Annotated in this window: 27 protein-coding genes and 1 tRNA gene; 5 read left to right on the top strand and 23 right to left on the bottom strand. The window is 68.7% G+C overall.

The genetic code is table 11. The features are described from left to right. Window positions 1-63: 63 nt before the first annotated feature. The 4 genes from QNO12_RS07575 to QNO12_RS07560 all read right to left on the bottom strand — a co-directional run bounded on the left by QNO12_RS07575 (window position 64) and on the right by QNO12_RS07560 (window position 2,615). A complete protein-coding gene (locus QNO12_RS07575) occupies window positions 64-447 on the bottom strand; it encodes a PPOX class F420-dependent oxidoreductase (protein ID WP_257502167.1) in 384 nt (127 codons plus the stop codon). A 52-nt stretch (window positions 448-499) separates the two neighbouring features. Continuing rightward, window positions 500-919 carry a sigma-70 family RNA polymerase sigma factor family protein gene (locus QNO12_RS07570; protein ID WP_257502166.1) on the bottom strand — a complete coding sequence of 140 codons (420 nt, stop codon included), beginning with the start codon at window positions 917-919 and terminating at the stop codon, window positions 500-502. Beyond that, window positions 916-1,776: an RNA polymerase sigma-70 factor gene (locus QNO12_RS07565; protein ID WP_257502165.1), complete on the bottom strand. Its 861-nt coding sequence runs from the start codon at window positions 1,774-1,776 to the stop codon at window positions 916-918. The genes QNO12_RS07570 and QNO12_RS07565 overlap by 4 nt, the downstream gene beginning before the upstream one ends. 77 nt (window positions 1,777-1,853) lie before the next feature. Further along, window positions 1,854-2,615 carry an SDR family oxidoreductase gene (locus QNO12_RS07560; protein ID WP_257502164.1) on the bottom strand — a complete coding sequence of 254 codons (762 nt, stop codon included), beginning with the start codon at window positions 2,613-2,615 and terminating at the stop codon, window positions 1,854-1,856. Between the two features lie 210 nt (window positions 2,616-2,825). Between QNO12_RS07560 and QNO12_RS07555 the strand changes: the two genes are divergently transcribed. Then, window positions 2,826-3,104, top strand: a complete 279-nt coding sequence (locus QNO12_RS07555) for a hypothetical protein (protein WP_257502163.1) — start codon at window positions 2,826-2,828, stop codon at window positions 3,102-3,104. 110 nt (window positions 3,105-3,214) lie between these two features. Continuing rightward, window positions 3,215-4,393 carry an IS481 family transposase gene (locus tag QNO12_RS07550; RefSeq protein ID WP_257502162.1) on the top strand — a complete coding sequence of 393 codons (1,179 nt, stop codon included), beginning with the start codon at window positions 3,215-3,217 and terminating at the stop codon, window positions 4,391-4,393. Window positions 4,394-4,438: 45 nt separating this feature from the next. Here the strand turns inward: QNO12_RS07550 and QNO12_RS07545 are convergent. Then, a tRNA-Ala gene (locus QNO12_RS07545) sits at window positions 4,439-4,514 on the bottom strand. A 216-nt stretch (window positions 4,515-4,730) separates the two neighbouring features. Here QNO12_RS07545 and QNO12_RS07540 point away from each other — a divergent pair. Further along, window positions 4,731-4,910 (top strand): VOC family protein, encoded by a 180-nt coding sequence (locus tag QNO12_RS07540; protein WP_257502161.1) that lies wholly within the window; start codon window positions 4,731-4,733, stop codon window positions 4,908-4,910. Here QNO12_RS07540 and rsfS read toward each other — a convergent pair. The 9 genes from rsfS to rplU form a co-directional block, all read right to left on the bottom strand. Beyond that, a complete protein-coding gene (rsfS, locus tag QNO12_RS07535; protein ID WP_257502160.1) occupies window positions 4,896-5,273 on the bottom strand; it encodes a ribosome silencing factor in 378 nt (125 codons plus the stop codon). The genes QNO12_RS07540 and rsfS overlap by 15 nt on opposite strands. Next, window positions 5,273-6,268, bottom strand: a complete 996-nt coding sequence (locus QNO12_RS07530) for a hypothetical protein (protein ID WP_257502159.1) — start codon at window positions 6,266-6,268, stop codon at window positions 5,273-5,275. The genes rsfS and QNO12_RS07530 overlap by 1 nt, the downstream gene beginning before the upstream one ends. Beyond that, on the bottom strand, window positions 6,265-6,861 hold the full coding sequence (gene nadD, locus QNO12_RS07525) for a nicotinate-nucleotide adenylyltransferase (protein WP_257502158.1): 597 nt from the start codon (window positions 6,859-6,861) through the stop codon (window positions 6,265-6,267). The genes QNO12_RS07530 and nadD overlap by 4 nt, the downstream gene beginning before the upstream one ends. Before the next feature lie 9 nt (window positions 6,862-6,870). Continuing rightward, window positions 6,871-7,095, bottom strand: a complete 225-nt coding sequence (locus tag QNO12_RS07520; RefSeq protein WP_257502157.1) for a hypothetical protein — start codon at window positions 7,093-7,095, stop codon at window positions 6,871-6,873. A gap of 56 nt (window positions 7,096-7,151) precedes the next feature. Continuing rightward, entirely contained in the window at window positions 7,152-8,411 is a 1,260-nt protein-coding gene (locus QNO12_RS07515) for a glutamate-5-semialdehyde dehydrogenase (protein ID WP_257502156.1), read from the bottom strand. Further along, window positions 8,411-9,262 (bottom strand): glutamate 5-kinase, encoded by an 852-nt coding sequence (gene proB / locus QNO12_RS07510; protein ID WP_257502155.1) that lies wholly within the window; start codon window positions 9,260-9,262, stop codon window positions 8,411-8,413. The genes QNO12_RS07515 and proB overlap by 1 nt, the downstream gene beginning before the upstream one ends. Further along, a complete protein-coding gene (gene obgE, locus QNO12_RS07505; protein WP_257502154.1) occupies window positions 9,259-10,779 on the bottom strand; it encodes a GTPase ObgE in 1,521 nt (506 codons plus the stop codon). Before obgE ends, proB begins: the two co-directional genes overlap by 4 nt. A 111-nt stretch (window positions 10,780-10,890) precedes the next feature. Continuing rightward, window positions 10,891-11,148, bottom strand: coding sequence for a 50S ribosomal protein L27 (gene rpmA / locus QNO12_RS07500; protein WP_179432775.1), 258 nt, complete (start codon window positions 11,146-11,148; stop codon window positions 10,891-10,893). Window positions 11,149-11,168: 20 nt separating this feature from the next. After that, a complete protein-coding gene (gene rplU, locus QNO12_RS07495; protein WP_257502153.1) occupies window positions 11,169-11,477 on the bottom strand; it encodes a 50S ribosomal protein L21 in 309 nt (102 codons plus the stop codon). A 176-nt stretch (window positions 11,478-11,653) separates the two neighbouring features. Here rplU and QNO12_RS07490 point away from each other — a divergent pair, with 176 nt between their 5' ends. Further along, complete coding sequence (locus QNO12_RS07490) at window positions 11,654-11,926, top strand: DUF4031 domain-containing protein (RefSeq protein WP_257502151.1); 273 nt, start codon at window positions 11,654-11,656, stop codon at window positions 11,924-11,926. 2 nt (window positions 11,927-11,928) lie between these two features. Here QNO12_RS07490 and QNO12_RS07485 read toward each other — a convergent pair whose 3' ends face one another. Next, the gene (locus QNO12_RS07485; protein ID WP_257502150.1) at window positions 11,929-14,196 is read right to left on the bottom strand and encodes an Rne/Rng family ribonuclease; all 2,268 of its coding nucleotides are present in this window, start codon (window positions 14,194-14,196) and stop codon (window positions 11,929-11,931) included. A gap of 286 nt (window positions 14,197-14,482) precedes the next feature. Between QNO12_RS07485 and QNO12_RS07480 the strand changes: the two genes are divergently transcribed. Further along, window positions 14,483-15,085, top strand: a complete 603-nt coding sequence (locus tag QNO12_RS07480) for a vitamin K epoxide reductase family protein (protein ID WP_257502149.1) — start codon at window positions 14,483-14,485, stop codon at window positions 15,083-15,085. Here the strand turns inward: QNO12_RS07480 and ndk are convergent, their stop codons facing one another. From ndk to QNO12_RS07440, 8 genes are all read right to left on the bottom strand, one after another. Then, window positions 15,086-15,502 carry a nucleoside-diphosphate kinase gene (ndk, locus tag QNO12_RS07475; protein ID WP_257502148.1) on the bottom strand — a complete coding sequence of 139 codons (417 nt, stop codon included), beginning with the start codon at window positions 15,500-15,502 and terminating at the stop codon, window positions 15,086-15,088. 2 nt (window positions 15,503-15,504) lie between these two features. Continuing rightward, entirely contained in the window at window positions 15,505-15,918 is a 414-nt protein-coding gene (locus QNO12_RS07470) for a DUF4233 domain-containing protein (protein WP_257502147.1), read from the bottom strand. Then, on the bottom strand, window positions 15,915-17,267 hold the full coding sequence (locus QNO12_RS07465; RefSeq protein WP_257502146.1) for a bifunctional folylpolyglutamate synthase/dihydrofolate synthase: 1,353 nt from the start codon (window positions 17,265-17,267) through the stop codon (window positions 15,915-15,917). The genes QNO12_RS07470 and QNO12_RS07465 overlap by 4 nt, the downstream gene beginning before the upstream one ends. After that, window positions 17,264-20,662 carry an isoleucine--tRNA ligase gene (gene ileS, locus QNO12_RS07460; RefSeq protein ID WP_257502145.1) on the bottom strand — a complete coding sequence of 1,133 codons (3,399 nt, stop codon included), beginning with the start codon at window positions 20,660-20,662 and terminating at the stop codon, window positions 17,264-17,266. The genes QNO12_RS07465 and ileS overlap by 4 nt, the downstream gene beginning before the upstream one ends. A 153-nt stretch (window positions 20,663-20,815) precedes the next feature. Continuing rightward, complete coding sequence (locus tag QNO12_RS07455) at window positions 20,816-22,468, bottom strand: dipeptide ABC transporter ATP-binding protein (protein ID WP_257502144.1); 1,653 nt, start codon at window positions 22,466-22,468, stop codon at window positions 20,816-20,818. After that, entirely contained in the window at window positions 22,465-23,268 is an 804-nt protein-coding gene (locus QNO12_RS07450) for an ABC transporter permease (RefSeq protein WP_257502143.1), read from the bottom strand. Before QNO12_RS07450 ends, QNO12_RS07455 begins: the two co-directional genes overlap by 4 nt. Then, the gene (locus QNO12_RS07445) at window positions 23,268-24,257 is read right to left on the bottom strand and encodes an ABC transporter permease (RefSeq protein ID WP_257502142.1); all 990 of its coding nucleotides are present in this window, start codon (window positions 24,255-24,257) and stop codon (window positions 23,268-23,270) included. Before QNO12_RS07445 ends, QNO12_RS07450 begins: the two co-directional genes overlap by 1 nt. Before the next feature lie 43 nt (window positions 24,258-24,300). Beyond that, a complete protein-coding gene (locus tag QNO12_RS07440; RefSeq protein WP_257502141.1) occupies window positions 24,301-25,920 on the bottom strand; it encodes an ABC transporter substrate-binding protein in 1,620 nt (539 codons plus the stop codon). Window positions 25,921-25,927: the final 7 nt, after the last annotated feature.

Genomic DNA, 25,927 nt, shown 5'->3' with positions numbered 1-25,927 from the left:
ACAGTGTCGCCGGCGTGACAGAGCCCGAATCACGCGGCTACCGACGCGGAAGGCAGCAGCGCATCAGTTGAGCACGAGCGTCACCGAGACGCTCTTGGAACGCATCAGCTTCTGCCCGGCCCGGATCGCCTTGTACTTCGCGCCGTACTTGCGCATCAGCGCGCGGTCGATCCGCGCGCGAGTGTCTTCGTCGTGGCGCACGACCGCCGTGGCTTCCACTGCTTCAGCGCCGTCCAGGAGTCGTCCTCGCATGTCGCAGGGGGTCAGCACCACGCGGGCGGTATGAGCCAGGCGCTTGACCTTGCCCGACGTGGCGGCGGTGGTGATCAGGGCATCCTCCCCGTCCCGGACGATCCAGACCGGAGTTGCCACCGGGACGCCGGTTCGACGGAACGTCGTCAGCAGAACGTACTCGCGGGCGGCGATGTCGTGGAGCGCAGGGATCATTCTTCTATTCTCCGCCGTTCCGCACTGGCCCGGCGCCAGCACGGACCCAGCTTCAGGCGACGTCGAAGCGCACGAGCTTATCCGGGTTCACGACGACCCAGATGCGCGAGATCGCCTCGCGCGTCGTTGCGACGCTGATCACCGCGACCAGGATGCCGCCCTCGCGCAGGAGGATCCCGGGCGCACCGTTCACGGCACCCACGTCGAGGGTGAGCAGTGGGTACTGCGCGAGGATCCCCAGGAGCAGATCGGCTGCGGCCCGGTCGCCCTCGACCCGGTCCGCGGGTGTCGGGACGAGCCCCCCGCTGTCGACGGCGAGCTCCACATCGCGGGCGAACAGCCGCGCGATCTGCTCGGGATCACGCCGTTCGCACGTTGCCGCGAGTGCGCTCACGGCAACCGCGTGCCACCGCTGCTGGACGGCCTTCGTCTTCGGATCCGCGTGCCGTGACGGGTTGCGCCACCATGTCATGCGCCCACCGTCGTGACGTGCTGAAGCTTGTCGGGGCTCATGATCCAGAGCAGCTGATGGATCCCTCGGTCGGATACGGTCAGCGTCAGCGCCGTGGTGACGACGCCGTCCTCGGACAGGGTCACGGCGGGCTGACCATTCACCTCCACCCAGTCGATGGTCTTCCCGGTCCAGAAATGACTGGAGAACGCGGCGACGAACTTGGCCACCCGCGACTGCCCGACGACGGGAATGCGCGCGGCCAGTTTGACCCCGTTGCCGTCGGTGTAGCTGACCACATCCGCGACGAACAGCTCTTCCAGCGCCACGGCGTTCCCCCGCTGCGCGGCGGAGAGGAACGCCTCCAGCAGGCGGCGCTGTTCACCCGTGGCCACCGCTGTTCGCCGCTCCGAGGCCAGGTGCTTGCGCGCCCGGCTCACGAGCTGCCGTGCGGTGGCGGGTGCGGTCTGCACGATCTCGGCGATCCGGTCGTAGGGATAGTCGAATGCTTCACGGAGCACATAGGCGGCACGCTCCGTGGGAGTCAGCTTCTCGAGCAGGATCAGCATCGCGTACTGCAGCGCTTCGCCCCGCTCGGCGCCCAACGACGGATCGTCGGCCGTGTTGACCGGCTCCGGCAACCACGGACCGATGTAGGTCTCCCGTCGCGTATGCGCGGACTGGAGTGAATTGATCGCCAGCCGGGTGGTGATCGTGGACAGGAACGCCGCCGGCTCGAGCACCTCGTCACGGCGGGTCGATTGCCAGCGGATCCACACGTCCTGAAGGATGTCTTCGGCATCGGCGACGCTGCCGAGCATGCGATAGGCGATGCCGAAGAGTCGGCCTCTGCAGCGCTGGAACGCTTCCGTCGCCACTGCCAAGTCCTGTGTGCTCGCGTCGTCTGGCACGATCAATCCGCCCTTTCCGCGTGGATCCGGAGAATCGAATCGATTCAGTGTGGCACCGGGACACCGGTCTGCCACTGGTGCAGTGACGTGGCACTTATTGTCGCGCCCCTGTCGGGGAGCAGGTCCCACCGGCCTACCCGCGCACCGAAGTAGGTTCCGAGCGGATCTGCGAGCAGTTCACGCTCATCGTGCCGGAACCGCAGGTCACGCCTGGCCACATCGGCGAGGCTGAACACCTCCGGCCCGGCGAACTCCACGATGCCGCCCACGGGCTCGCCGACGGCGATGTCGGCCACAGCCGAGGCGACATCGTCCGCGGCCATCGGCTGGACGAGCACATCGGCGAGAGACCCGCCGCCGCCACGCAGCGCTGTTTCTGTGATGTCCCGGATGAACTCGAAGAACTGGGTGGCGTGCACGAGGGAGTACGCGCGCCTCGAATCGATGACCAGGCGCTCCTGCACGGCCTTGGCGATGAAGTATCCGCCGTGCGACCGGGCGAGTCGATCGGTTCCGACCACGGAGAGCGCGACGTGGTGTGCGACGCCGGCGGCGGCACCATAGGTGAGCAGGTTGAGGGTGGATGCCTCGAAGAACTCAAGTGCGGCCGCCTCGTCGGTGTATGAAGAGTTCGAGACGTCGATCACGGTCTGCGTCCCCTCGTGCGCGTCTGCGAGGCCTTCGCCGGTGAAGGAGTTCACGCCGGTCGCTCGGGACGCCGCGATGACCTGGTGCCCGCCGCGTTCGAGCACGTCGACCAATCGGCTTCCGATCAGACCGGTGCCTCCGATGACGGTGATTCTCATGGCGGTTCCTTTCCTCATTCGAAAGCTCAGACCGCGCGGCAGCCGCATGTGTGACGACGAGGGCAGAATTGCCCGGTGCTGTCACATCGGCACGGTCCCTCCGGTCCTTCCTGGTGAGCGGCCGACGTCCGACCGCTCCCCCGCACAATCGACACCTTCCCGAAAGCAGGCGAACCCCCCTCCGCAGCCTCGCCGGCGACGCACCGCCCGGTGACGCAGGCGGCACTGTCCGAGCCGCTCGCGACCGAACGCCCGGCGTGGCGGGACATCCCGTCGTGGTTCGTGTTCGGTGACGCCGACCTGAGCATCCCCGACGCCGTCCACCGCGCGACCGCCCAAGCTCTCCCTGCCGAGGGACGATTGCCCGACCGATACCGGCTGCGCTACGACCGCGTCGAAACCGACGACCGCGTCAGCATCCGACGCGCGGGCCAACTCACCCCACCCGGCCGCTGGCCCCACAAATGCCAGATGTCTCGCGACATATGAGACATATGTCGCGAGACATCACACGGTGGAACTGAGGGTGTTTGGGTTCAGGACATGTGTCACAGGTGATAGGTCGCTGATGAGTCGCGACATAGGTCACAGTCGGCGGGGTGTCGAAGCATCGGGTCGTGGTCTTGAAGGTCATCGCTGGGCAGTTGTCCGTCACGCAGGCGGCGGAGGAGCACGGGATCTCCCGCCGACATCTGCAGCGGCTCCTTGCCCGGTATCGGGTGGGCGGATTGGAAATGGTCGAGCCGCGCTCGAGGAGACCGAAGACGAACTCGGCGGCCACGTCGGGTGAAGTTCGAGACCGGATCATTACTCTCCGGCAGGAGCTGACTTCCCGGGGGCTGGACGCCGGACCGGTGACGATCGCGTGGCACCTCGAACGTGAGGGACACCCCCCACCATCGACGTCCACGATCAGACGGATACTGCACGCCGGCGGGCTGGTGATCCCGGAGCCGCGGAAACGACCGAAATCCTCCTACATCCGGTTCGAGGCCGCGCAGCCGAACGAGACCTGGCAGTCCGATTTCACCCACTGGCGCCTCGCCGACGGCACAGACGTGGAGATCCTGAACTGGCTCGATGACCACTCCCGATACCTGCTCTCCTGCACCGCCCACCTGCCGGTCACCGGCGACGACGTCGTCACCACGTTCCTGGCAGCGACCGACGACCACGGGGTGCCGGCCTCGACCCTCACAGACAACGGCCGCGTCTACACCGCCCGCTTCGGCGGCGGCCGGAACGCGTTCGAATACCTCCTCCCGCTGTTGGGCACCCGTCAGAAGAACGGCTCACCCGGCCACCCGCAAACCCAAGGCAAGATCGAACGCTTCCATCAGACCCTGAAACGCTGGCTCGCCGCGCACCCCGCCCCGGCCGCCCTTGACGATCTGCAACGACAGCTCGACCTGTTCCGAACTCACTACAACGAGCACCGCCCGCACCGCAGCAACGACCGGGCCACCCCGGGCGACACCTACCGGGCGATACCGAAAGCCCTCCCCACCTCACCGCGCGAGGGGCACTATCGCCTCCGCTACGACCACGTCGACCACAACGGAAAGATGAGCCTGCGCCGAGCCGGCCGCATGCACCACCTCGGCATCGGCGCCGACCACCGCGGCAAACGCATCCTCGCGCTCATCGACGAGACCACCGTCACCGTCATCCACCTCGACACCGGCGAGATCCTCAGCACCCACCACATCAACCCCGCCCGCAGCTACTGGCGCGACCAACAACAAGAGCCCGGCCGATGGCCGGGCTCTCATTTGTGACACATGTCGCGACTCAGATGAGACACATGTCGCGACTCATTACATTGGTGGACCTGAGGGGACTCGAACCCCTGACCCCCTGCATGCCATGCAGGTGCGCTACCAGCTGCGCCACAGGCCCGGAAACCGCCTCCCGATCGGAGGCAACCCCAAAAGATTACTACACCGATACGCATGGTCCGAACCGGCCGATGTCCGTGCATCCGTCTACGGTGGTGCACGAAAGGGGCGGAATGGCCACGCTCGGCAACATTACCTTCCACGGGACGGACCCGCGAACGCTCGCGCACTTCTGGGCCGGGGTCTTCCACTAACCGATGCTGGAGTCGGCCCACGCGTGCCCAGCTCGACGCCGAGAAGGACCGCCTGGTCGCTGGGCGCGACCGCCTGGTCGCTGGGCGCGACCGTCGTACGGCTCGTCGAGCAGAGCTGGGGACCGTGGCCGGAGCTGTACTACCAGCTGCAGGACCCCGAGGGGAACGAGTTCTGCCTGCGTGAGGGGCTACTCGACCGCTGACCGGGCGGCCAGTTCGATCGGCACGACCGGGCAGTCTTTCCACAGACGCTCGAGCCCGTAATACAGGCGCTCCTCCTCGTGGAAGACATGTACGACCAGATCCCCGAAGTCCAGCAGGATCCACCGCGATTCCTGGCGGCCTTCGCGACGGAGCCGCTTGTGTCCGGCCTCGAGGAGCTTGTCCTCGATCTCGTCGGCGATCGCTGCCACGTTGCGCTCGCTGCGGCCCGTGACGAGCAGGAAGATGTCGACCAGAGGCAGCGGACCGGACACGTCGAGAGCGACGAGATCCTCACCGCCCTTGGCATCGGCAGCGTGCGCAGCGACGCGGAGCATGTCGCGGGCTTGCGGGGTGGCGGTCATCAGAAAACTCCAGTCACAAACGCAAGGATGAGCACACCGACGAGCGCGAGCGCGAGCACGCCAGCCGTGATTGCGAGCGTCAGCATGAGGCGCCCGCCCTTCTCCGGCGTCGGGGGCTTGATGATGTCGCCGTCGTTCTTGACGGTGCTGATCGCCGCACTGGCGGCGATCGGCGTCGGCGATGAGTGTGCGGGCAGTTCGCCGTCGACCAGGACCGCGTCGACGTCCTTGCCGTCCGCCGTCCCGTCGGCGTGGCCGGTCGAACCGAGACCCTCGGGCAGGTTGAACGAGCCCGTGATCAGCACCTCGCCGGTCGCGGTCACCGGTGCGACGAGGTTGGGGGCAGAAGGGGTCTGCGAAAGGATCAGCGCGTTGCCGGTGCCGATGGAACCGGTCACCGAACGAGAGATGAGCTGGTCGAACGAGGGAGGCAGATCCGGCTGCACCGCCGCACCGGCCAGGAGCCCGGCACCCAGCTGAGGACTGACCACAGCCTTGTCGGCGCCGTCCTCGTCCGCATCGCCTTCGGCTGCCACCAAGTCCAGCACCGCGTCGGCGGACTCGCTGTCGTTCTGGTCCGCGACCTCGTCTGCACCGTCGCGCTCCGCCTCGGCGGCCTCGACGGCGGATGCCGCAGCGTCGGCCACCGATGCCGCATGCGCGGCGGCGATCTCGGGCGTGATGACCGGCACCGACGCGGTGCGGATGCGCTCCTGCTGACGCGCCTGTCGGCGTGTCAGCGGGGTGGCATCGAGATCGACGCTGGCGTCGGGTGCGGGTTGGTCGCGAACCGGCGCCGGGACAGCCGCGCGCGGAAGCGGGGCCGAGACGGGTGCAGCGGTATCGTCCGGCTCGGTCGCCTCGCCTGCGAGGTCGGATGCCGATTCGGGGTCAGCGCTCGCATCAGAGGCGACGGGGGTCGCTCCCGTGTTGCGCAGGTCACGCAGCTGCTTGCGGGTGAGGGCTGGTGTCGCCGGCTGCTCGGGTGTGCTCATTCCTTGCTCCGGTAGAGGTGATGCTTCGCAATGTATTGGACGACCCCGTCGGGAACGAGGTACCAGACGGGATTACCGTGCTCAACGCGCTCGCGGCAGTCCGTCGATGAGATGGCCAGGGCGGGGATCTCGAGTTGGCTTACGTCTTCTGTCGGCAGACCCGCAGTGCTCAATACGTGCCCGGGTCGGGAGACGGCGACGAAGTGGGCGAGGTCCCACAACTCATCATGGTCCCTCCAACTGAGAATTTGCGCCAAGGCGTCTGCTCCAGTGATGAAGAACAGGTCCGCGTCGGGCCGCTGCGTCTTCAGGTCGCGCAGAGTGTCGATCGTGAAGGTGGGTCCGGCCCGGTCGATGTCCACGCGGCTGACGGTGAACTGCGGGTTGGATGCCGTGGCGATCACGGTCATCAGATAACGGTGCTCGCTGGGAGACACGTCGTGCTTCTGCCACGGCTGACCGGTGGGCACGAACACGACTTCGTCCAGGCCGAAGGACTGGGCGACTTCGCTGGCCGCCACGAGGTGACCGTTGTGGATGGGGTCGAACGTCCCGCCCATGACCCCGATCCTCGGGGCGCGCGTCACCGACATGCAGTCGGCCTAGTGGCCGTGCCCCGCCCTCTGCACCTCATGCGCGTGGGAGGCGGCATACGCGTCGGCCTTGTTCGCGTGCCGGTTGGCGACGTTGCGGTACGACAGGGTGACCAGCGCCAGCGCACCGAACACGACGATCGAGACGATGCCGAAGATGACGGTCTCCAGCGCCACGTTGCCGGTATGTTCGGCCTCTTCTGCGGCGAGGACGAGAAGCGAGGCGATGGTCATTCGTGCTCCGTTCGGGTTTCGCGTCGCAGCGACGACGCAGCTATCAGTTTATGTGGTCACGGGCGGACTTGCCCGGAGCCCCGCGCCAGCCACTTGGTGCTGGTCAATTCGTTCAGACCCATCGGACCGCGCGCGTGCAGCTTCTGCGTCGAAATGCCCACCTCCGCACCGAAGCCGAACTCACCGCCGTCGGTGAACCTCGTGGACGTGTTCGCCATCACGACGGCCGAGTCGACTTCGGCGAGGAAGCGCTCCATGTTCGCGGCATCCTGCGTGATGATCGACTCGGTGTGGTGGGTGGAGTAGCGACGGATGTGCGCGAGCGCCTCGTCCAGATCGCCGACGACGCGCATGGAGACATCCAGGCTGAGGTACTCGGTGGCCCAGTCCTCATCGGTGGCGGGAACGACGTCGGCGCAGAGCCCGACCACCTCGGAGTCGCCGTGCACGGTGACACCGCGCTCGGTCAATGCGGAGACCACCGCGGGCACCAGCCGGCGGGCGGCGTCACGGTGCACCAGGACGGTCTCGACGGAGTTGCAGACGCTGGGACGCTGCACCTTCGCGTTCACGACGATCTCGCGCGCCCACTCCAGCGGGGCCGATTCGTCCAGCAGGATGTGGACCACACCCGCACCGGTCTCAATGACGGGCACCGTCGATTCGGTGACCACGGTCTCGATCAGCTGCGCGCTGCCCCGCGGCACGAGCACGTCGACGATGCCGCGCGCGTGCATCAGCTCGCGGGCGCCGTCGCGGCCGAACTCGTCGATGGTCTGGATCGCCTCGGGATCGATTCCCCGGGCGGCGAGGGCGTCGCGCATGGCGCTCACCAGCGCCGCGTTGGTCTGCTCCGCTGCCGAGCCGCCCCGCAGCACCACGGCATTGCCGGAGCGCAGCGACAGCGCGGCGATGTCGACCGTGACGTTCGGGCGCGCCTCGTAGATCGAGCCGACCACACCGAACGGCACGCTCACCTTGGTCAGCGCGACGCCGTTGGCGAGCGTCCGCTCCTCCAGCACCCGCCCGACCGGGTCCGGCAGGGCGGCGATGTCGCGGACCGCCGCGGCCAGAGCGGCCACGCGCGGCTCGTCCAGACGCAGACGATCCTGCAGCGCGGTCGAGAGTCCGCTCGCGCGTGCGCGCTCCAGGTCCTCACCGTTGGCGGCGACGATGTCCGCAGCCGCGGAATCGATGGCCTCGGCCACGGCCAGGAGCGCATCGCGCTTCTCCGCGTCGCCGAGCAGGCCGATGGATCGGGCCGCGGACTTGGCCAGGAGCATCCGGTCGCGCGCGGTCGTCGCGGTGGTGGTCATCAGCCCAGTGTATCGAGGGCGTGCGCGGCGGGCCGGCGGATGGGCCCGGTCAGCGAACCCACGACCGGTTCAGGGTGCGGCGCGAACCAGGTGCCGATCTCATCGCCGCGCAGGGCGCGATCCACCAGATCGGCGCTCGTGACGAGCACGCCGATTCCGGATGCCGCCGCCAGCCTCGCCGCGGAGACCTTCGTCGCCGCTCCCCCGGTGCCGACGCTGTTGACGACCACGGATCCGAACTCGTATCCGTGCAGGTCGTCATCGTGCGCGACGTAGGAGATGGGCAGCGCACCGGGCTGGTCAGGCGGGCGCGTGTACAGGCATTCGATGTCGCTCAGCAGCACCAGCGCATCGGCGCCGATCAGCTGAGCGACGAGGGCGGCAAGCCGGTCGTTGTCGCCGAAGCGGATCTCATGCGTCGCGACCGTGTCGTTCTCGTTCACGATCGGCAGGATCCGCAGACCCAGCAGCCGCTCCATCGCACGACGCGCGTTCGAGCGCGGCGTCGGGTTCTCCAGGTCACCGGCGGTCAGGAGCACCTGACCGGCGACGATCCGGAACGGACGCAGCGCCTCCTGATAGCGGTAGATCAAGACGTTCTGACCCACGGCAGCCGCGGCCTGCTGGGTCGCGAGGTCGCTGGGACGCTCCCCGAGGCGGAGGTACGGCATGCCGGTCGCGATCGCTCCCGAGGAGACCAGCACGACCTCCGTTCCGCGCCCGTGCGCCTCGGCCAGCGCGTCGACGATCGGAGGGATCTTTCCGGAGTTCTCCCCGCTGATCGACGAGGAGCCGACCTTCACGACGATGCGGCGCGCGGTGCGAAGCTCCGCCCGTGTGGCGGCCGTCACGCCTGCTCCTCGTCGTCCCGCCCGACCGGGTTGGTTTTCGCGGCGATGCGCTCGGTCTCCAGCTCAGCGCGCGCCTCCGACTTCGCGTCCATGCGCTCGTAGTAGCGCTCGCGCCGCTCGGATGTCGTGCGCCGCGGATTCAGGTCGAGACGCGGGTCCGTGCCGCGCGGCGCCGTGGCCAGCTCCGCCATGGATCCCAGCGAGGGCTGCCAGTCGAAGACGACACCGTCGTCCTCGCCGATGACGACCGTCGATCCGGGCTGCGCACCCGACTTGAAGAGCTGATCCTCCACGCCCAGCTTCTCCAGACGATCTGCCAGGTAGCCGACGGCTTCTTCGTTCTGGAAGTCCGTCTGCTGCACCCAGCGCAGCGGCTTGGCGCCCAGGACGCGGTAGATGTCCCCGTACGTGCCACCCTCGACCCGGATGGTGAACTCGCGCTCCGAACCGTGCGGGCGGACGACGACCCGTTCGACCACGGGCTTGGCCGCCTCTTCCACCCGATGCGCGGCGACGATGTCGCCCAGCGCGTAGGTGAGCTGACGCAAGCCCTCGTGGCTGACCGTGGAGATCTCGAAGACGCGGTAGCCGCGAGCCTCCAGCTCGGGACGGACCAGGTCGGCGAGGTCTTTGGCTTCGGGAACGTCCACCTTGTTCAGGGCGACGATCTGCGGTCGTTCCAGCAGGGGCAGTTGCCCCTCCGGTACGGGGTACGCCGCCAGCTCGGCCAGGATCACGTCGAGGTCGGTCAGCGGATCGCGCCCCGGCTCCAGCGTGGCGCAATCCAGAACGTGCACGAGCGCAGTGCAGCGCTCCACGTGGCGGAGGAACTCCAGGCCCAGGCCCTTGCCCTCACTGGCACCCTCGATGAGGCCGGGGACATCGGCGACGGTGTAGCGCACGTCCCCTGCTTGGACGACGCCCAGGTTGGGGTGCAGCGTGGTGAAGGGGTAGTCGGCGATCTTGGGCCGTGCGGCCGAGATCGCGGCGATGAGGCTCGACTTGCCCGCGGACGGGTACCCGACCAGCGCCACGTCGGCGACCGTCTTCAGCTCGAGAAGGACGTCGCCTTCCCATCCGGGCGTACCGAGCAGGGCGAATCCGGGGGCCTTGCGCTTGTGGTTGGCCAGGGACGCGTTGCCGAGGCCGCCGATGCCGCCGGGCGCCACCACGAACCGCATACCGGGTTCGATCATGTCGACCAGGGTCTCGCCGGAGACGTCCTTGACCACGGTGCCCACGGGCACGGGCAGCTCCAGAGTCTCCCCGACAGCGCCGGAGCGATGATCGCCCATTCCGAATCCGCCGTTGCCGGCCGATCGGTGCGGCGAGTGGTGATACGACAGCAGGGTGGTGACCTGAGGGTCTGCGACCAGCACGATGTCGCCGCCGTGACCGCCGTTGCCGCCATCGGGGCCGGCCATCGGCTTGAACTTCTCGCGCTTCACCGACACGCACCCGTTTCCGCCCTTGCCGGCGGACAGGTGCAGCGTCACTCGGTCAACGAATGTGACCATGCGCTCCCCCTTTTCGGGCTCTTGGTGCCTGATGAGTGTTGCCTACTGATGAACACGTGAGGGGGCGGGCCGAAGCCCGCCCCCTCACGAGAAAACTGCGTGTGCGGCGGACTACTCCGCCGGGACCACGATGTTGACGACCTTGCGGCCGCCCTTGGCGCCGAACTCGACCGCGCCGGCCTCGAGGGCGAACAGCGTGTCGTCTCCACCGCGTCCGACGTTGACGCCGGGGTGGAAGTGGGTTCCGCGCTGGCGGACGATGATCTCGCCGGCGAGAACCTTCTGGCCGCCGAAGCGCTTCACGCCGAGGCGCTGTGCGTTGGAGTCACGACCGTTGCGAGTGGAGCTTGCGCCCTTTTTGTGTGCCATGTCCTGAGTCTCTTCCGTGCTTACTTGATGCCGGTGACCTTGACGCGCGTGAGGTCCTGTCGGTGCCCCTGGCGCTTCTTGTACCCGGTCTTGTTCTTGAACTTCTGGATCACGATCTTGGGGCCGCGCTCCTCGCCGACGACCTCGGCCGTGACGGTCACCTTGGCAAGCTTGTCAGCGTCGGTCGTGACGGTGTCCCCGTCGACGAACAGCACGGCGGGCAACTTGATCTCGTCGCCGACCTTCGCGGACTGACGATCGAGGACGACGATCGTGCCGACCTCGACCTTCTCCTGCCGGCCACCGGCGCGCACAACTGCGTAGACCACTTCATACCTGTTTCTTCGGGGAGCGCGCGGCTCCGGATGCCTGAGCAAAGACTCGATGCGGAGCAGAAATGTCGTCAACGCACCAAGGGGATACTTTACCGGATGCGCACGCCACAAGCAAAAGCGCCTCCCCTGGGGCTCGTCCCCATGACCTGGTCGGTGCATAGGATCGGGTGATGGCGATCCTCATCGACGACGCGCGCTGGCCGGCGCACGGTCGATTCTGGGCGCACCTGGTGAGCGATTCCAGCCTCGACGAACTGCACGAGTTCGCGGCGGCGAACGGCATCCCCGGGCGCGGCTTCGATCGCGATCATTACGACGTGCCGGATGAGGCGCACGCCCGCCTGGTCGCTGCGGGCGCACGCCATGTCGACGGGCGCGTCCTGGTCAAAGCGCTCATCGCATCCGGTCTTCGCGTCACGGCGAGGGAACGCCGCGAACGCTGAGGCTAATCCTCGGTCGGCGTATGCGAGACAGGAGTTCCCGTCAGCGCAGCCGTCGTCACACGGCGGCGCGACCGCCCCTGACCGGGCGCCTTGGGCTCGGGAAGAGCGCTGAGCACGGAGTCCAGCAGCAGATCCTTCTCGGTCCGCGGCGCCTTCGACCCGGCATCCTGTCGCTTCTTACGCTGCTTCTTGGGCCGCTCGACCGGCGCCTCTGCGACCGGCGCCTCGACCGGGACGATCTCCTCGTCCTGGTGCGAGTGGATCGTGGATGCCGCGATCTGGGCCAGTGCCGACTTGACGCCTTCGGTGATGACGTGGGTGCCACCGGTCGCACCGTTGGCGGTGGGCGCGGCGGCACGCGGACGGCGACCCGGAGGGGACCCATTGCCGGCCGGTGCGCGGTGCTTCACGACGGGGTCGTGGTGGACGATCACTCCGCGACCGGCACACACCTCGCACGGCTCGCTGAAGGTCTCGAGCAGGCCGAGACCCAGCTTCTTGCGGGTCATCTGGACGAGGCCGAGCGAGGTCACCTCGGCGACCTGGTGCTTGGTGCGGTCACGACTCAGGCACTCCACCAGGCGTCGCAGCACGAGGTCGCGATTGGATTCGAGCACCATGTCGATGAAGTCCACCACGATGATGCCGCCGATGTCGCGCAGCCGCAGCTGGCGGACGATCTCCTCAGCGGCCTCGAGGTTGTTCTTGGTGACCGTCTCCTCGAGGTTTCCGCCGGTGCCGACGAACTTGCCGGTGTTGACATCGACCACGGTCATCGCCTCGGTGCGGTCGATCACCAGCGACCCGCCCGAGGGCAGCCAGACCTTGCGGTCCAGCGCCTTCTCGATCTGCTCCGTCACACGGAACCGGTCGAACGGATCGACGTCGCTGTCATACACCTCGACGCGATCGAGCAGGTCCGGTGCCACGCTCTCGAGATACGCCGTGATCGTCTGGTACGCGTCCTCGCCCTGGATGAGCATCTTGGTGAAGTCCTCGTTGAAGACGTCGCGGACGATCTTGACCAGAAGGTCGGGTTCGGAGTGCAGCAGTGCCGGCGCCTGGATGGATTCGACCTGGCGGCTGATGTGCTCCCACTGCGTGGTGAGACGCTGCACGTCGCGGGTGAGCTGATCCTCCGTGGCCCCCTCGGCCGCGGTGCGGACGATGACGCCCGAGGATTCGGGCAGCACCTCTTTGAGGATCTTCTTCAGGCGAGCGCGTTCGGTGTCCGGCAGCTTGCGCGAGATTCCGTTCATCGTGCCGCCCGGCACGTACACGAGGTAACGACCGGGAAGGGAGATCTGACTCGTGAGCCGGGCGCCCTTGTGGCCGATCGGGTCCTTGGTGACCTGCACCAGGACACGGTCGCCGCTCTTGAGCGCGAGCTCGATGCGGCGGGGCTGGTTACCCGTCTCCACGCCGTCCCAGTCGACCTCGCCGGAGTAAAGCACCGCGTTGCGTCCACGGCCGATGTCGACGAACGCCGCCTCCATGCTGGGCAGGACGTTCTGGACCCGGCCCAGGTACACGTTGCCGATCAGCGACGCGTCCTGATTGCGGGCGACGTAGTGCTCAACGAGCACGTTGTCCTCGAGCACGGCGATCTGGATGCGCCCGTTCTTGGAACGCACGATCATCTCGCGGTCGACGGATTCGCGGCGCGCGAGGAACTCCGCCTCGGTCACCACGGCGCGACGACGACCCGCTTCCCGGCCGTCCCGGCGGCGCTGCTTCTTGGCCTCGAGGCGGGTGGAGCCCTTGATGCGCTGCGGCTCGGTGATCAGCTCGACCGCCCGCTGACGGGGCTGCTGCGGCTCCGGCGGAGCGGATGCCTCGTCCCGGCCCTCGCCCGTCCGGCGGCGGTTGCGGCGGCGGGCACTGGTTGATGAGGACTGCTCGGCAGCGGGCTCCTCATCGGGCAACGCCGGCAGCGCCGGCAGCGCCGGCGGCTCGGGCGCGTAGAACACCAGCTGAGTGGACACCGCCGAGACGAAGACCTCCGGAAGAAGACCGAGATCCACCGCGGACTTCGGGCCGGAGTCCTCGGCCGGCGGTGCAGCCGGTTCAGGCTGCTCGGCGGGAGGTGTTGCGACCTCCGTGCCGGGTTCTGCCGGATCGGCGGAGGTCGGACCCGTCGCCTCGGCGGTCTGGGTCACATCGGACTCGACTTCCGGCGCGGGCGTGTCCGGTGCGTCGGGAGCGCTGGGCGCTACCGGTGCGTCTGAGACGTCGGCGGATTCGAGGTGTGCATCGGTTTCATCGGCCATCACTGGCGTACTCCCTGCGGACGACACCGCGCGTCGTCCGGCGAAATCTCGTGCGGTGCCGCACCTGCGGTGCCGCTAACTCATCGGTCTGCAGCCGGCCCGTGGCTCGTGCTGCGAAGGGCGCTCATCGCCCGAAGTCTTCTGGTGACGCGTATGGCGGCGCGGCCGCGACGCATCGCAACCATTATCGCACTTTCAGGGACTGAATGTGCCGACGCGCCCCATCGGTGTTTCGAGGCCGGACGCGCGCGGCGTCTGCACAGGCCTCAATGCCATAATCCGAGACATGACGCAGCCCGGTTCCCGCACCCGGCCGACCGCCCTGGCGGTGTGGCTTCTGATCGCCGGCGTCATCGGCTGGTGGGCGGCCTTCTCGCTCACCGTGGAGCGACTGCACCTGCTGATGGACCCGGATGCGATCCTCGGCTGCGACATCAGCCCCCTCGTGCAGTGCGGCAAGAACCTCGAGTCCTGGCAGGGCAGTGTGTTCGGCTTTCCCAACCCGATCCTGGGTCTGACCGGGTGGGTGGCGCCGATCGTCGTGGGCGCGGCGATCCTGGCCGGGGCACGGTTCGCGCGCTGGTTCTGGCTGCTGTTCGAACTCGGCCTGGCGTTCGCCTTCGTCTTCGTGATCTGGCTGATCGGTCAGAGCGTGTTCGTGCTGGGCACCCTCTGCCCATGGTGCATGGTGACGTGGGTGGTGACGATCCCGACCTTCTACGCGGTCACCCTGCATCTGCTGCGCACCGGACTCGTCGCTGCGCCCCGACCGGTCCGCAGCGCCGCCGACACGCTGATGGCGTGGCTTCCGCTGCTCGCGGTCATCAGCTACGCGATCATCGCGGTGATCGCCCAGATCCGTCTGGACGTGCTCGGCGCCGTCTTCTGATCAGGGGAACCAGATGTCGAGCTCTCGAGCTGCCGATTCCGGGCTGTCCGAGCCGTGCACGAGGTTCTGCTGCACCTTCAGTCCCCAGTCGCGTCCGAAGTCACCACGAATGGTCCCGGGAGCCGCCGTCGTGGGATCGGTCGTACCGGCCAGGGACCGGAATCCTTCGATCACCCGATTGCCGGCCAGCCGGATGGCCACCGACGGTCCCGACATCATGAACTCCACCAGCGGCTCGTAAAACGGCTTGCCGGCGTGTTCGGCGTAGTGCTTCTCGAACATGTCGCGATCGGGCTCGACCAGTCGGATGTCGACGAGCGAGTACCCCTTCGCCTCGATTCGAGCAAGGATCGCGCCGGTCAGGCCGCGCGCGACGCCGTCGGGCTTGACGAGGACGAGAGTCTCTTCGGTGGCCATGGTCATTCTCCGTTCAGGGTGTCGGCTTCGGCGGCGAGCCGCGCGTTGCGCGCGTCCAGGGAAGCCCCCTTGATCGTCGCATATCCCCACATCGCACCGAAAATGAGCGCGACCAGCGCAAGCGCCGGCACCAGGATGGCGCCCAGGGCGACCACCAGCTGCAGGGCCCAGCCCAGGGCGATGCCCCATCGGTGCCGCAGCGCGCGACCGGTGAGCACCATCACGACCGCCAGGACCGCCCCGGCCACGATGCCCCACCAGCCGGGGATCTGCGGTGGCAGCGCGTTCAGCCCGTAGATCGCGAGCCCGCCCAGGAATACGACGATCGATTCGAACGCCAGCACGATCGATCCGAGCGACTCTTCTGCGCCGCGCGCGCGGCGCTGACGCGGCGCGCGCTCCTCTCCCCCGCTCATTCGACCCACCCGGCCTTCCAGTCCTCTTCGGCCGCGAGGCCGACGGCCTCACCGGCCAGGACCACGGAGCCGGCGATCACGACCGCCCGGCGGTCGGATGCCGCCGCCCACGAGCGCGCCGCCTCGGCCGCGTCGGTCACGTTCGCGTGGACGGTGACGGGCAGTCCGGCCGCCTCGGCCCGATCGGCGATGCGGTCCGCGTCGTCGGCACGCTCGGAGTCGGGCGCCGTCGCGAACACGTGGGTTGCGATGCGGGCGATCTCCGCCATGATGCCCGCGGCATCCTTGTCGGCCAGAACCCCCAGGACCACGCCCCACTCGTCGAAGTCGAACGAGTCGCCCAGCGCCGTTACCAGAGCGCGCGCGCCGTGCGGGTTGTGTGCGGCGTCGACGATCACGGTCGGGTTCACCCCGACCAGCTGCAGCCGGCCCGGTGAGGTGGCCTGCGCGAAACCCTCGGCGAGGATGTCGCCGGCTATCGGCTGGGTTCCGCCTCCGATCAGCGACTCCACGGCCGCGATCGCGAGCGCAGCGTTCTGCGCCTGGTGTCCTCCGAACAGCGGGAGGTATTCCTCCGAGTAGACGCCGGCGAGCCCGCGGACCGAGATGAGCTGGCCACCCACCGCCAGTCGGGCGTCGGTGAGCGCGAACTGCTCTCCTTCGAACGCGATCGTGGCGTCCTGCGCGGCGGCCGCCGCGCGCAGCACAGCTTCGGCCGCGGCATCCTGTCGTGCGGAGACCGCAGCTGCGCCGACCTTGATGATTCCGGATTTCACTGTGGCGATCTCACGGATGGTGGAGCCCAGCCGGTCCGCGTGGTCGATGTCGATCGGCGTGAACACCGCGACATCGCCGTCGGCCGTGTTGGTCGAGTCCCACGATCCGCCCATCCCGACCTCCAGCACGAGGACATCGATCGGCGCGTCGGCGAAGGCCACGAACGCAAGCACGGTGAGCAGTTCGAAGAACGTCAGCGGCGCGTCGTCCGCTGCCGCCAGCTCGGCGTCGACGAACTCGACGAACGGGAGGATCTCGTCCCATGCGTCGGCCACCGCCGCATCTGAGACGGGCTCTCCGTCGATCATGATCCGTTCGGTGAAACGCTCCAGATGCGGGCTGGTGAACAGCCCCGTGCGCAGTCCGTGCGCGCGCACCAGGCTCTCGATGATGCGGCTCGTGGATGTCTTTCCGTTGGTGCCGGTCACATGCACCACGCGGTACGTGCGCTGCGGGTCATCCAGCAGTTCCAGCACCCGACGGGTGCGCTCGACCCGTGGCTGCACCCAGCGCTCGCCCTGGCGGGTCAGCAGGGCGTCGTACACGGCGTCCGCGCGGCTGCGATCGCTCATCGGGGGTCCTCGACCTTCGTCAGTGCTCTGCTCACCGAAACGGTGAAGTCTCCGGCGTTGGCGAAGGTGCCCTTCGCGAACTCCGTGGCGTGGTCGGCGCCGGCCGCCGAGAGCGCTCCGTCGCCGAGCAGCAGGGTCGCGTCCGCGTCGGTGACGGCGTACTGGACCGCGAGGGTTTCGCCGGCGACGTCGGCGATGTCGAACGCCGATGCCACCGCCTCGCCGTCGGTGACCGAGTGGAAGGTCAGCACCAGCCGGATGCGATCGCTGACATCGAAACCGGCCGCCTTGCGCGTGTCCTGCACCGCCCGCACGACGTCGCGGGCCAGGCCCTCGGCTTCCAGTTCGGGGGTGGTGTTCGTATCGAGGAGCACGAAACCGCCGTGCGGGAGCACTGCCAGGGCCTCTCCCTCCGGCCGTCCGGTCGTTTCGAGGACGAGTTCGTACTCACCGGGCTGCAGCACGATCGAACCCGCGGTGACGGACCCGTCCGTCTCGGACCAGTCCCCCGCCTTGGCCGCGTGGATCGCCTGCTGCACCTGCTTGCCCAGCCGGGGACCCGCGGCGCGAGCGTTGACCGAGAGGCGGTGCGAGATGCCGTAACGCGACGCGGTGTCCTGCTGCAGTTCCACCAGCTCGACCGATTTGACGTTGAGCTCCTCGCGCAGGATGTCCTCGAACTGCCGGAGCGATTCGGCGGCGGTCGCGACGACGGTCAGCCGCGCCAGCGGGAGCCGCACACGCCGCCCCTCACGCTTGCGCAGTGCGTTGGCGACCGAGGAGACCTCACGGACGGCATCCATCGCGGTGCGGATGTCATCCGCGGCCGGGAACGCGTCGGCATCCGGCCAGTCCTGCAGGTGGACGCTGCGTCCGCCGGTGAGCCCCTGCCACACGCGCTCGGACACCAGCGGGATCAGCGGAGCCGCGACCCGGGTGAGCGTCTCCATCACGGTGTACAGCGTGTCGAAGGCCTCGCGACTTCGCGGATCGTCGCTCACGCCCACCCAGAACCGGTCCCGCGAGCGGCGGATGTACCAGTTGGTGAGCGCTTCGGCGAAGTCGCGCAGCTTCGCCGCGGCCGTCGTGGAGTCCAGCCCGTCCAGGTCGGCGGCGACGTCGCGGACCAGGTCGCCGGTCAGCGCGAGGATGTAGCGGTCCAGGACATCCGTGGAGTCGGTGCGCCAGGTCGCCTCGTACCCGCCGCCGCCGGGGCCGCCGGCGGCGTTGGCGTACGTGGAGAAGAAGTACCACGCGTTCCACACCGGGAGGAGGAATTCCCGCACGCCCTGGCGGATGCCCTCCTCGGTGACCACGAGGTTGCCCCCTCGCAGGACCGAGCTGGCCATCAGGAACCACCGCATCGCATCCGAGCCGTCGCGGTCGAACACTTCGGACACGTCCGGGTAGTTGCGCAGCGACTTGGACATCTTCTGGCCGTCGCTGCCCAGCACGATGCCGTGGCAGCTGACTCCGGTGAACGCGGGGCGGTCGAAAAGCGCACCGGACAGGACGTGCATCACGTAGAACCAGCCGCGGGTCTGGCCGATGTACTCGACGATGAAATCAGCCGGCGAGTGCTGGTCGAACCACTCGTGGTTCTCGAACGGGTAGTGCACCTGTGCGAAGGGCATCGAGCCGGAGTCGAACCACACATCCAGCACGTCCTCGATGCGGCGCATCGTGCTCGCGCCGCTCGGGTCGTCCGGGTTCGGCCGGGTCAGCTCGTCGATGTACGGGCGGTGCAGATCGACCTGACCGGTGGGGTCGCGCGGCAGCCGCCCGAAGTCGCGCTCCAGATCGGCCAGCGAGCCGTACACGTCCACGCGCGGGAAGTCGGGGTTGTCGCTCTTCCAGATCGGGATCGGCGAACCCCAGTACCGGTTCCGGCTGATCGACCAGTCCCGCGCGCCCTGGAGCCACTTGCCGAACTGTCCGTGTTTGACGTTCTCCGGAACCCAGGTGATCTGCTCGTTGAGCTCGACCAGGCGGTCGCGGGTGTCGGTGACCCGCACGAACCAGCTCGAGACGGCCTTGTAGATGAGCGGATTGCGGCAGCGCCAGCAGTGCGGGTACGAGTGCTCGTAGCTGGCCAGGCGGAGCAGTCGGCCGTTCTGGCGCAGGATGCGCACCAGCGGCGTGTTCGCGTCCATCCAGAGCTGGCCGACGACATCGGTCACCGCGGGCAGGAACTTGCCGCCGTCGTCGAGGCTGAGGATCGTCGGGATGCCGGCGGCATCGGCGACCCTCTGGTCGTCCTCGCCGTACGCGGGAGCCTGGTGCACGATGCCGGTGCCGTCGCCGGTGGTGACGTAGTCGTCGGCCAGGATCCGCCAGGCGTTCTGGGTGCCGTACACCTCGGCGTCGGCGTAGTAGTCGAACAGACGGTCGTAGTGCACGTCCGCCAGATCGGCGCCGAGGTGGACCGCCTCGACGGCCGCCACGGCATCCGCCGCGTTTTCGTAGCCGAGGTCCTTCGCATAGTTCGCCAGCAGGTCCTCCGCGAGGAGGTAGCGGTGCGACTGGGCTTCGGCCGGATCGTGCGCCGCCCCGGCTGCGCCGGGTGACGGGTCGTGATGCACGTCAGCGGCGCCCAGCGGACCGCCGGGGACGACGACATAGCGGATGCCGGGGCCTACGGCCAGGGCGAGGTTGGTCGGAAGCGTCCAGGGGGTCGTGGTCCAGGCCAGAGCGCGGACGGCGGTGAGCCCGAGCGCTTCGGCCTTCACACCCACGAGCGGGAAGGTCACCGTCACCGAGGGGTCCTGGCGCATCTTGTAGACGTCGTCGTCCATGCGCAGCTCGTGGCTGGACAGCGGCGTCTGGTCGCGCCAGCAGTACGGCAGCACGCGGTAGCCCTCGTACGCGAGCCCCTTGTCGTAGAGGGTCTTGAAGGCCCACAGCACGCTCTCCATGTAGTCGGTGTCGAGGGTCTTGTAACCGCGGTCGAAATCGACCCAGCGCGCCTGACGCGTGACGTACTCCTGCCACTCCTGGGTGTAGGCGAGCACCGACTCGCGGGCCTTCGCGTTGAAGGTCGCGACGCCCATCCGCTCGATCTCCTCCTTCTCGGTGATGCCGAGCTGCTTCATCGCCTCCAGTTCGGCGGGCAGGCCGTGCGTGTCCCATCCGAAGACGCGATCGACGCGATGGCCGCGCATCGTCTGGAACCGCGGAAAGAGGTCCTTGGCGTACCCGGTGAGCAGGTGCCCGTAGTGCGGCAGACCGTTGGCGAAGGGAGGCCCGTCGTAGAAGACCCACTCCGGTGCGCCCTCGCGGTTGCGGATGGACGCCTGGAAGGTGTCATCCGCGTTCCAGAAGTCGATGACCTCGCGCTCGATCGCGGGGAACCGGGGGCTCGGCGGGACGTCGGGTCCGGACTTGGGATAGGTCATGTCACTCCAGCAGGTTGCGATGCTTCCTGCGAGGACGACCCCCCTGTCCGGAGAACCGCGGTACCACCCCGCCTTGCGCCGGTGCACCGGATCTTCCGATCCGTCCACCGTGCCCCTCTCACTGCGGCTGTGACGGGCCTGCCCCGTCCGGTTCTACTGGGGGCTCGCGCCCTGTTCTTCCGGAAGCTCCCCGGTGATGGCCGGATCTGCGCTGCTGAGTCGATTGTACCCACGCACGCCGCCCGGCGCGTCTCCCCGATCGGCTCCGTCCATCTTCCCCGCGCGCAGCAGCGCGCGGGTGAACGGATGCCGCGGCTGGCGGAAGACCTCCGCAGTTGACCCCGCTTCCACGACGCGGCCATCCCGCATCACCATGATCTCGTCGGCGACGGCCGCGACCACCCGCAGGTCGTGGGAGATCAGGATCATCGCTATCCCCGTCTCGCGCTGCAGACGGTTCAGCAGGGCGAGCACAGTGACCTGCACCGAGGCATCCAGCGCGGAGACCGGCTCGTCGAGGATCAGGATGTCGGGTCCGACGGCGAGCGCACGTGCGATCGCCGCGCGCTGACGCTGTCCGCCGGAGACCTCCCCCGGGCGGCGCAGGGCGATGCCCGGATCGAGTTCCACCTGCTCGAGCAGTGCGGCGACACGGTGCCTGCTGGCGGCACGGGCGACCCCGCCCGCACGAAGAGCCTCGGACAGCGAACGACCGATGCTCCAGCGCGGATCGAACGCGGCCCGGGGGTTCTGATGCACGAGTTGGATGCGGCTGCGCGAGGGCCGCCGCCGTGCTTCGGTGGCCGGGTTCCACATCGCGCCTTCCAGCGTCACCTCTCCGGCGTCCGGCGACTCGATCCCCATCAGGAGGCGGGCCAGAGTGGTCTTGCCCGATCCGGATTCGCCCACGATCCCCAGCGTGCTCCCGCGTCGCAGAGCGAGCGACACGTCGTGGACCACCGTCCCGCTCCCGGCGAAGCTCTTGCTGAGCCCCTGCGCGGCCAGCACGATCTGTCCGGACGGCTCGGAGCGGGGCGGGGTGCGGGTGCGCCACGCAGCGACGAGCTCACGGGTGTGCGGGTGCCTCGGGCCGACCAGCACCTCGGCGGTCGCGCCCTCCTCCACGATCTTCCCGGCCCGCATGACCGCGATCCGGTCGGCGACGTGCGCGACGGCAGCGAGGTCGTGGCTGATCACGACCAGGGCGGTTCCGGCATCCACGATCTCGCGCAGCAGCTGCAGGATCCGCAGCTGCACGGTCGCGTCCAGCGCGGTCGTGGGTTCATCTGCCACGACGATGCGCGGGTTCGTGACCAGCGCCGACGCGATCAGCGCGCGCTGCCTGAGACCCCCGGAGAGCTCGTGGGAGTACGCCTCGACGCGCCGGGACGCATCGGGCATCGAGACGGATTCGAGCGCCGCCACGGCGCGTTCACGTCGTCGCGCTCGTGTGTCGCCGGTGTGGATCTCCAGCGGTTCCTCGATCTCGCGGCCGATGCGACGCAACGGGTCGAGGGAGACCAGCGCATCCTGCGACACCAGGGCGATCCGCGATCCGCGCACTCCGCGCCAGGCGCGTTCATCCGCTGTGCTGACATCCACTCCGTCTACCGAGAGCACGTCGGCGGTGACGGTGGCCCGATCGGGGGCAAGGCCGAGGAGGGCGTGCGCGGTCATCGATTTGCCCGCGCCGGACTCCCCCACGATCGCCAGGCACTCCCCCGGCGCCACAGACAATTCGACGCCGTCCACGATGACGCGCCCATCCATCACGATCCGCAGACCGCGAACCTCCAGGGCGCTCATCCGCGCCGCCCCTCGGCGCGGGCCCGCAGCGCCCGCCCGAGCGCGCTCAGCGAGATCACCGTCAGGGTGATCGCGATGCCCGGGAAGACCGCGATCCACCAGGCTCGCCCCAGCACGTTCCGGCCGCCCGACAGCAGGAGCCCCCATTCCGGGGTCGGCTCGGTGGGCCCGAGCCCGAGGAAGCTCAGACCGGCCGCGGCGAGGATCGCCGAGCCGACGCCGATGGTGGCCAGCACGCTCAGCGAGCCGGCCACACCGGGCAGCACGTGCCGTGCGATCGCCACCGGCCGGGACACACCGAGCAGGTACGCGGCCTCCACATGATCGGCCTGCCGGAGCGTGCGGGTGTGCGCGCGCGCAAGGCGGATGTACACGGGCACCGCGGCGATCGTGACGGCGACCGCCACCGTCACCGGCCCGGGGCCGAGGATCGCCACCACGACCAGCGCCACGAGGAACTCCGGAAACGCCAGCAGCACATCGACTCCGCGCATCGCGACGGCGCCGACCGGACGCGGCGCCAGACCGACGGCGATACCGAGCAGGAGCCCGAGGACAGCGGCGAGGACAGTGGCTGCCAGCCCGATGCCGATCGAGATGCGGGCGCCGTACACGACCCGCGTGAAGATGTCGCGCCCGCTCTGGTCGGTGCCGAACGGGTGCTCCGCGCTCGGGGGCAGCAGTGCCGCACGCAGGTCCGTCGCCAGAGGATCCGCGCTGGTGAAGACGCCGGGCGCCACGGCCATGCCCAGTACGACGAGCAGGACGACCGATGCCGCGACCAGCCACACCCGGCGCATCAGACCGGCTCCGGCATCCGGGCGGGCGTCACGCCGATCGGTGCCGCGTGCGAACGCAAGCGCGGATCCAGGAGCGGGTAGGCCAGGTCGACCAGCAGGTGCACCACGACGAACACCACGGCGCTGAGCATGATCACACCCGCCACCACGGGCAGGTCCCGGTCGGTGATGGCGGTGAGCGTCACGCGCCCCAGCCCCGCGCGGGCGAACACCGTCTCCACGAGCACCGCTCCGCCCAGCAGCGATCCGACGAGGTAGCCGGCCAGAGTGAGGGCTCCGGTCGAGCCGTGGCGCAGCGTGTGACGCAGCAGCAGCCGCGAGCCGCCGGCTCCCCGCGCACGCACCGTGAGGGCGAAGGGCTGGCGCTCGGCCTGCTCGATTCCGTCGCGCAGCACCTGGCCCAGCAGCGCCGCACAGGGAAGCGCGAGCGTGACGGCCGGCAGCACCAGCGCGGCGAAGCCACGCGAACCGGACACAGGGAACCAGCCGAGAGTGAACGAGAAGACCGTGAGCAGCACGAGCCCGATCCAGAACACCGGCGAGGAGAGGATCACCAGCTCGGCGGCGGCCACGACCGCACCGGCGCGACGGCCGCGGGCGAGCAGCACGACGGCGAGCGCGATCAGGAGGGCCAACACCAGCGCGAGCGCGGCGAGCTGGAGGGTCGGAAAGAGCTGACGGCCGATCACCTCGGTCACCGGCATCCGCAACTGGTACGACTCGCCGAGGTCCCCGCGCAGCAGCCCCGCGAGGTAATCCAGGTACTGCGCGATCGCGGGACGGTCCAGGCCGAGCTCGGTCCGGATGGAGTCCTTCACGGCCTGCGAAACCTGCGCCTGCGGGCCGAGCATGACATCCACCGGGTCACCGGGGACGATCCGCATCGTCAGGAAGGCGAGGGTTGCCGCACCCCACAGCACCAGGAGGATGCCTCCGACGATCTCCGCGATGCGCAGCAGCGATCGCCGGGGCATCCTGGGCGTGCTCATGACGGGCGTGCCCTCCTCGGGCCTGGACGGCGGCTGTGCGTCGTCAGCCGAGTGAGGCGGTGTAGAACAGCGGACGACCGTACAGATCGTAGGTCAGACCCTGAACCTCCGCTCCCACCGCCGTGATCACAGACGGAACGTAGAGCGGCACGATGGCGACGTGCTGCGCGTTCCACTGCTGGACCTCGCGATAGATGCCGGCACGAGCGTCTGCGTCGCCCTCGGCGACGGCCCGGGTGAGCAGTTCGTCCAGGGCGGGGTCGCTGACCTGCGATGCGTTCTGGAATCCCTCGGTGTGCAGGTGGCTGCGCAGCAGATCCGCGTCGACTCCGGAGAAGCCCCAGTCGGTCAGATCGAAGGTCTTGGGCTCGTACTGCTCGTTGTAGGCGCCGGGCTCCAGCACCTCCCGTACGATCTCGAAACCGACATCCTTCAGATCGGCCTGGATGGCGTTGGCCAGCGCTGCGCGGTCATCGGGCACGGGGGTCCAGGCGATCCAGCGCGCCGAAAGCCGCTGCCCGTCCTTGACGCGGTAACCGTCGGCGTCCCGCTGCGTCCAGCCGGCCTCGTCCAGCAGCGCCCCCGCGGCCGCCTGGTCGTAGGTCCAGGTGCCTTCGAGAGTCTCGTCATAGCCCGGCGTCGCCGGCCCCAGAACGCTCCAGGCCCGCGGGAACTGACCGAAGTAGATCGTCTCGACGGCGGTGTCGACGTCGATCGCACGAGAGAAGGCCTGCCGCACGCGCTCATCGCCGAAGACGCCGTACTTCTCGTTGAGGAACAGCGAGTAGGGCAGCCCGGGCAGACTCTTCGCGTCGACGGTGAGGCCGGCGTCGAGCTCGGACACGACGCTCGGCGGCAGCTGGCTCGCCAGATCCGCTTCTCCGCTGGAGACCACTCCGGACCGCACCGCGGACTCCGGCACGATCGTCACGCGCAGGGTATCGACCTGCGGCACGCCCGCTCCGTCCGGACCCCAGGCGTAGTCGGGGTTGCGGGTGTAGACGATCTCCTGGTCGGGCACGTACTCGCTCAGCAGGAACGGGCCCGTTCCCACCGTCACGTCCGGCCCACCGGCCTTGAGCTTGTCGGCGCTCGTCTCCAACACGGCGGGCGAATAGAACCCCAGGTTCGCGGTGCTCGCCGCCTGCAGGAAGGGAGCGTTCGGCTGGGTGAAGCGCACCGTCACCGTGTGCTCATCGACCACCTCGGTGCCCGCATAGAAGTCGGCGCCGAGCATGCTGGCCGCCTGCGCCGACGCGGTCTCCGGGTCGGCGATGCGGTCGAAGTTCGCCTTGACCGCTGCCGCGTCGAAGGGTGTGCCGTCGTGGAACTTGACGTCATCACGCAGCTGGAACGTGTAGGCGAGCCCGTCATCGGACACACTCCATTCCGTCGCGAGCCAGGGCGAGAAGGTGCCATCGGCGTTCTGGAATACCAGCGAATCGAGGACCACGCGCTGCACCATCGCGGAGACATCCAGCTGGCTGGTCTGGGGATCCATGTGACCAGCCGAGAGATTGGCCCCCTCGATCGCCCAGACGATCTCTTCGCCGTCCGTGGCGTCGCCGCTCTGCGCGGCGCAGGCACTCAGCGCGAGCGCGGCGGTCGTGAGCGCTGCGAGGATCGGGAGCAGACGACGGGAGCGTCGGCGGTGTGCAGGCATGAAAAGC

The organism is Microbacterium sp. zg-B185 (assembly GCF_030246885.1).
Taxonomy (GTDB): domain Bacteria; phylum Actinomycetota; class Actinomycetes; order Actinomycetales; family Microbacteriaceae; genus Microbacterium.
The sequence above is the reverse complement of the archived record's forward strand: the minus strand, read 5'-3'. Positions and strand labels throughout refer to the sequence as shown.

Excerpts from the sequence above, each read along its gene's own strand:
- QNO12_RS07520 (WP_257502157.1), bottom strand. The coding sequence starts at position 7,095 with ATGACCATCGCCTCGCTTCTCGTCCTCGCCGCAGAAGAGGCCGAACAT.
- QNO12_RS07490 (WP_257502151.1), top strand. The coding sequence starts at position 11,654 with ATGGCGATCCTCATCGACGACGCGCGCTGGCCGGCGCACGGTCGATTC.
- QNO12_RS07575 (WP_257502167.1), bottom strand. The coding sequence starts at position 447 with ATGATCCCTGCGCTCCACGACATCGCCGCCCGCGAGTACGTTCTGCTG.
- QNO12_RS07515 (WP_257502156.1), bottom strand. The coding sequence starts at position 8,411 with ATGACCACCACCGCGACGACCGCGCGCGACCGGATGCTCCTGGCCAAG.
- QNO12_RS07470 (WP_257502147.1), bottom strand. The coding sequence starts at position 15,918 with ATGAGCGGGGGAGAGGAGCGCGCGCCGCGTCAGCGCCGCGCGCGCGGC.
- QNO12_RS07450 (WP_257502143.1), bottom strand. The coding sequence starts at position 23,268 with ATGCGCCGGGTGTGGCTGGTCGCGGCATCGGTCGTCCTGCTCGTCGTA.
- rsfS (WP_257502160.1), bottom strand. The coding sequence starts at position 5,273 with ATGACCGCCACCCCGCAAGCCCGCGACATGCTCCGCGTCGCTGCGCAC.
- QNO12_RS07570 (WP_257502166.1), bottom strand. The coding sequence starts at position 919 with ATGACATGGTGGCGCAACCCGTCACGGCACGCGGATCCGAAGACGAAG.
- QNO12_RS07560 (WP_257502164.1), bottom strand. The coding sequence starts at position 2,615 with ATGAGAATCACCGTCATCGGAGGCACCGGTCTGATCGGAAGCCGATTG.
- QNO12_RS07440 (WP_257502141.1), bottom strand. The coding sequence starts at position 25,920 with ATGCCTGCACACCGCCGACGCTCCCGTCGTCTGCTCCCGATCCTCGCA.
- nadD (WP_257502158.1), bottom strand. The coding sequence starts at position 6,861 with ATGTCGGTGACGCGCGCCCCGAGGATCGGGGTCATGGGCGGGACGTTC.
- QNO12_RS07530 (WP_257502159.1), bottom strand. The coding sequence starts at position 6,268 with ATGAGCACACCCGAGCAGCCGGCGACACCAGCCCTCACCCGCAAGCAG.
- ndk (WP_257502148.1), bottom strand. The coding sequence starts at position 15,502 with ATGGCCACCGAAGAGACTCTCGTCCTCGTCAAGCCCGACGGCGTCGCG.
- rpmA (WP_179432775.1), bottom strand. The coding sequence starts at position 11,148 with ATGGCACACAAAAAGGGCGCAAGCTCCACTCGCAACGGTCGTGACTCC.
- QNO12_RS07485 (WP_257502150.1), bottom strand. The coding sequence starts at position 14,196 with ATGGCCGATGAAACCGATGCACACCTCGAATCCGCCGACGTCTCAGAC.
- QNO12_RS07465 (WP_257502146.1), bottom strand. The coding sequence starts at position 17,267 with ATGAGCGATCGCAGCCGCGCGGACGCCGTGTACGACGCCCTGCTGACC.
- QNO12_RS07445 (WP_257502142.1), bottom strand. The coding sequence starts at position 24,257 with ATGAGCACGCCCAGGATGCCCCGGCGATCGCTGCTGCGCATCGCGGAG.
- obgE (WP_257502154.1), bottom strand. The coding sequence starts at position 10,779 with ATGGTCACATTCGTTGACCGAGTGACGCTGCACCTGTCCGCCGGCAAG.
- ileS (WP_257502145.1), bottom strand. The coding sequence starts at position 20,662 with ATGACCTATCCCAAGTCCGGACCCGACGTCCCGCCGAGCCCCCGGTTC.
- QNO12_RS07455 (WP_257502144.1), bottom strand. The coding sequence starts at position 22,468 with ATGAGCGCCCTGGAGGTTCGCGGTCTGCGGATCGTGATGGATGGGCGC.
- QNO12_RS07480 (WP_257502149.1), top strand. The coding sequence starts at position 14,483 with ATGACGCAGCCCGGTTCCCGCACCCGGCCGACCGCCCTGGCGGTGTGG.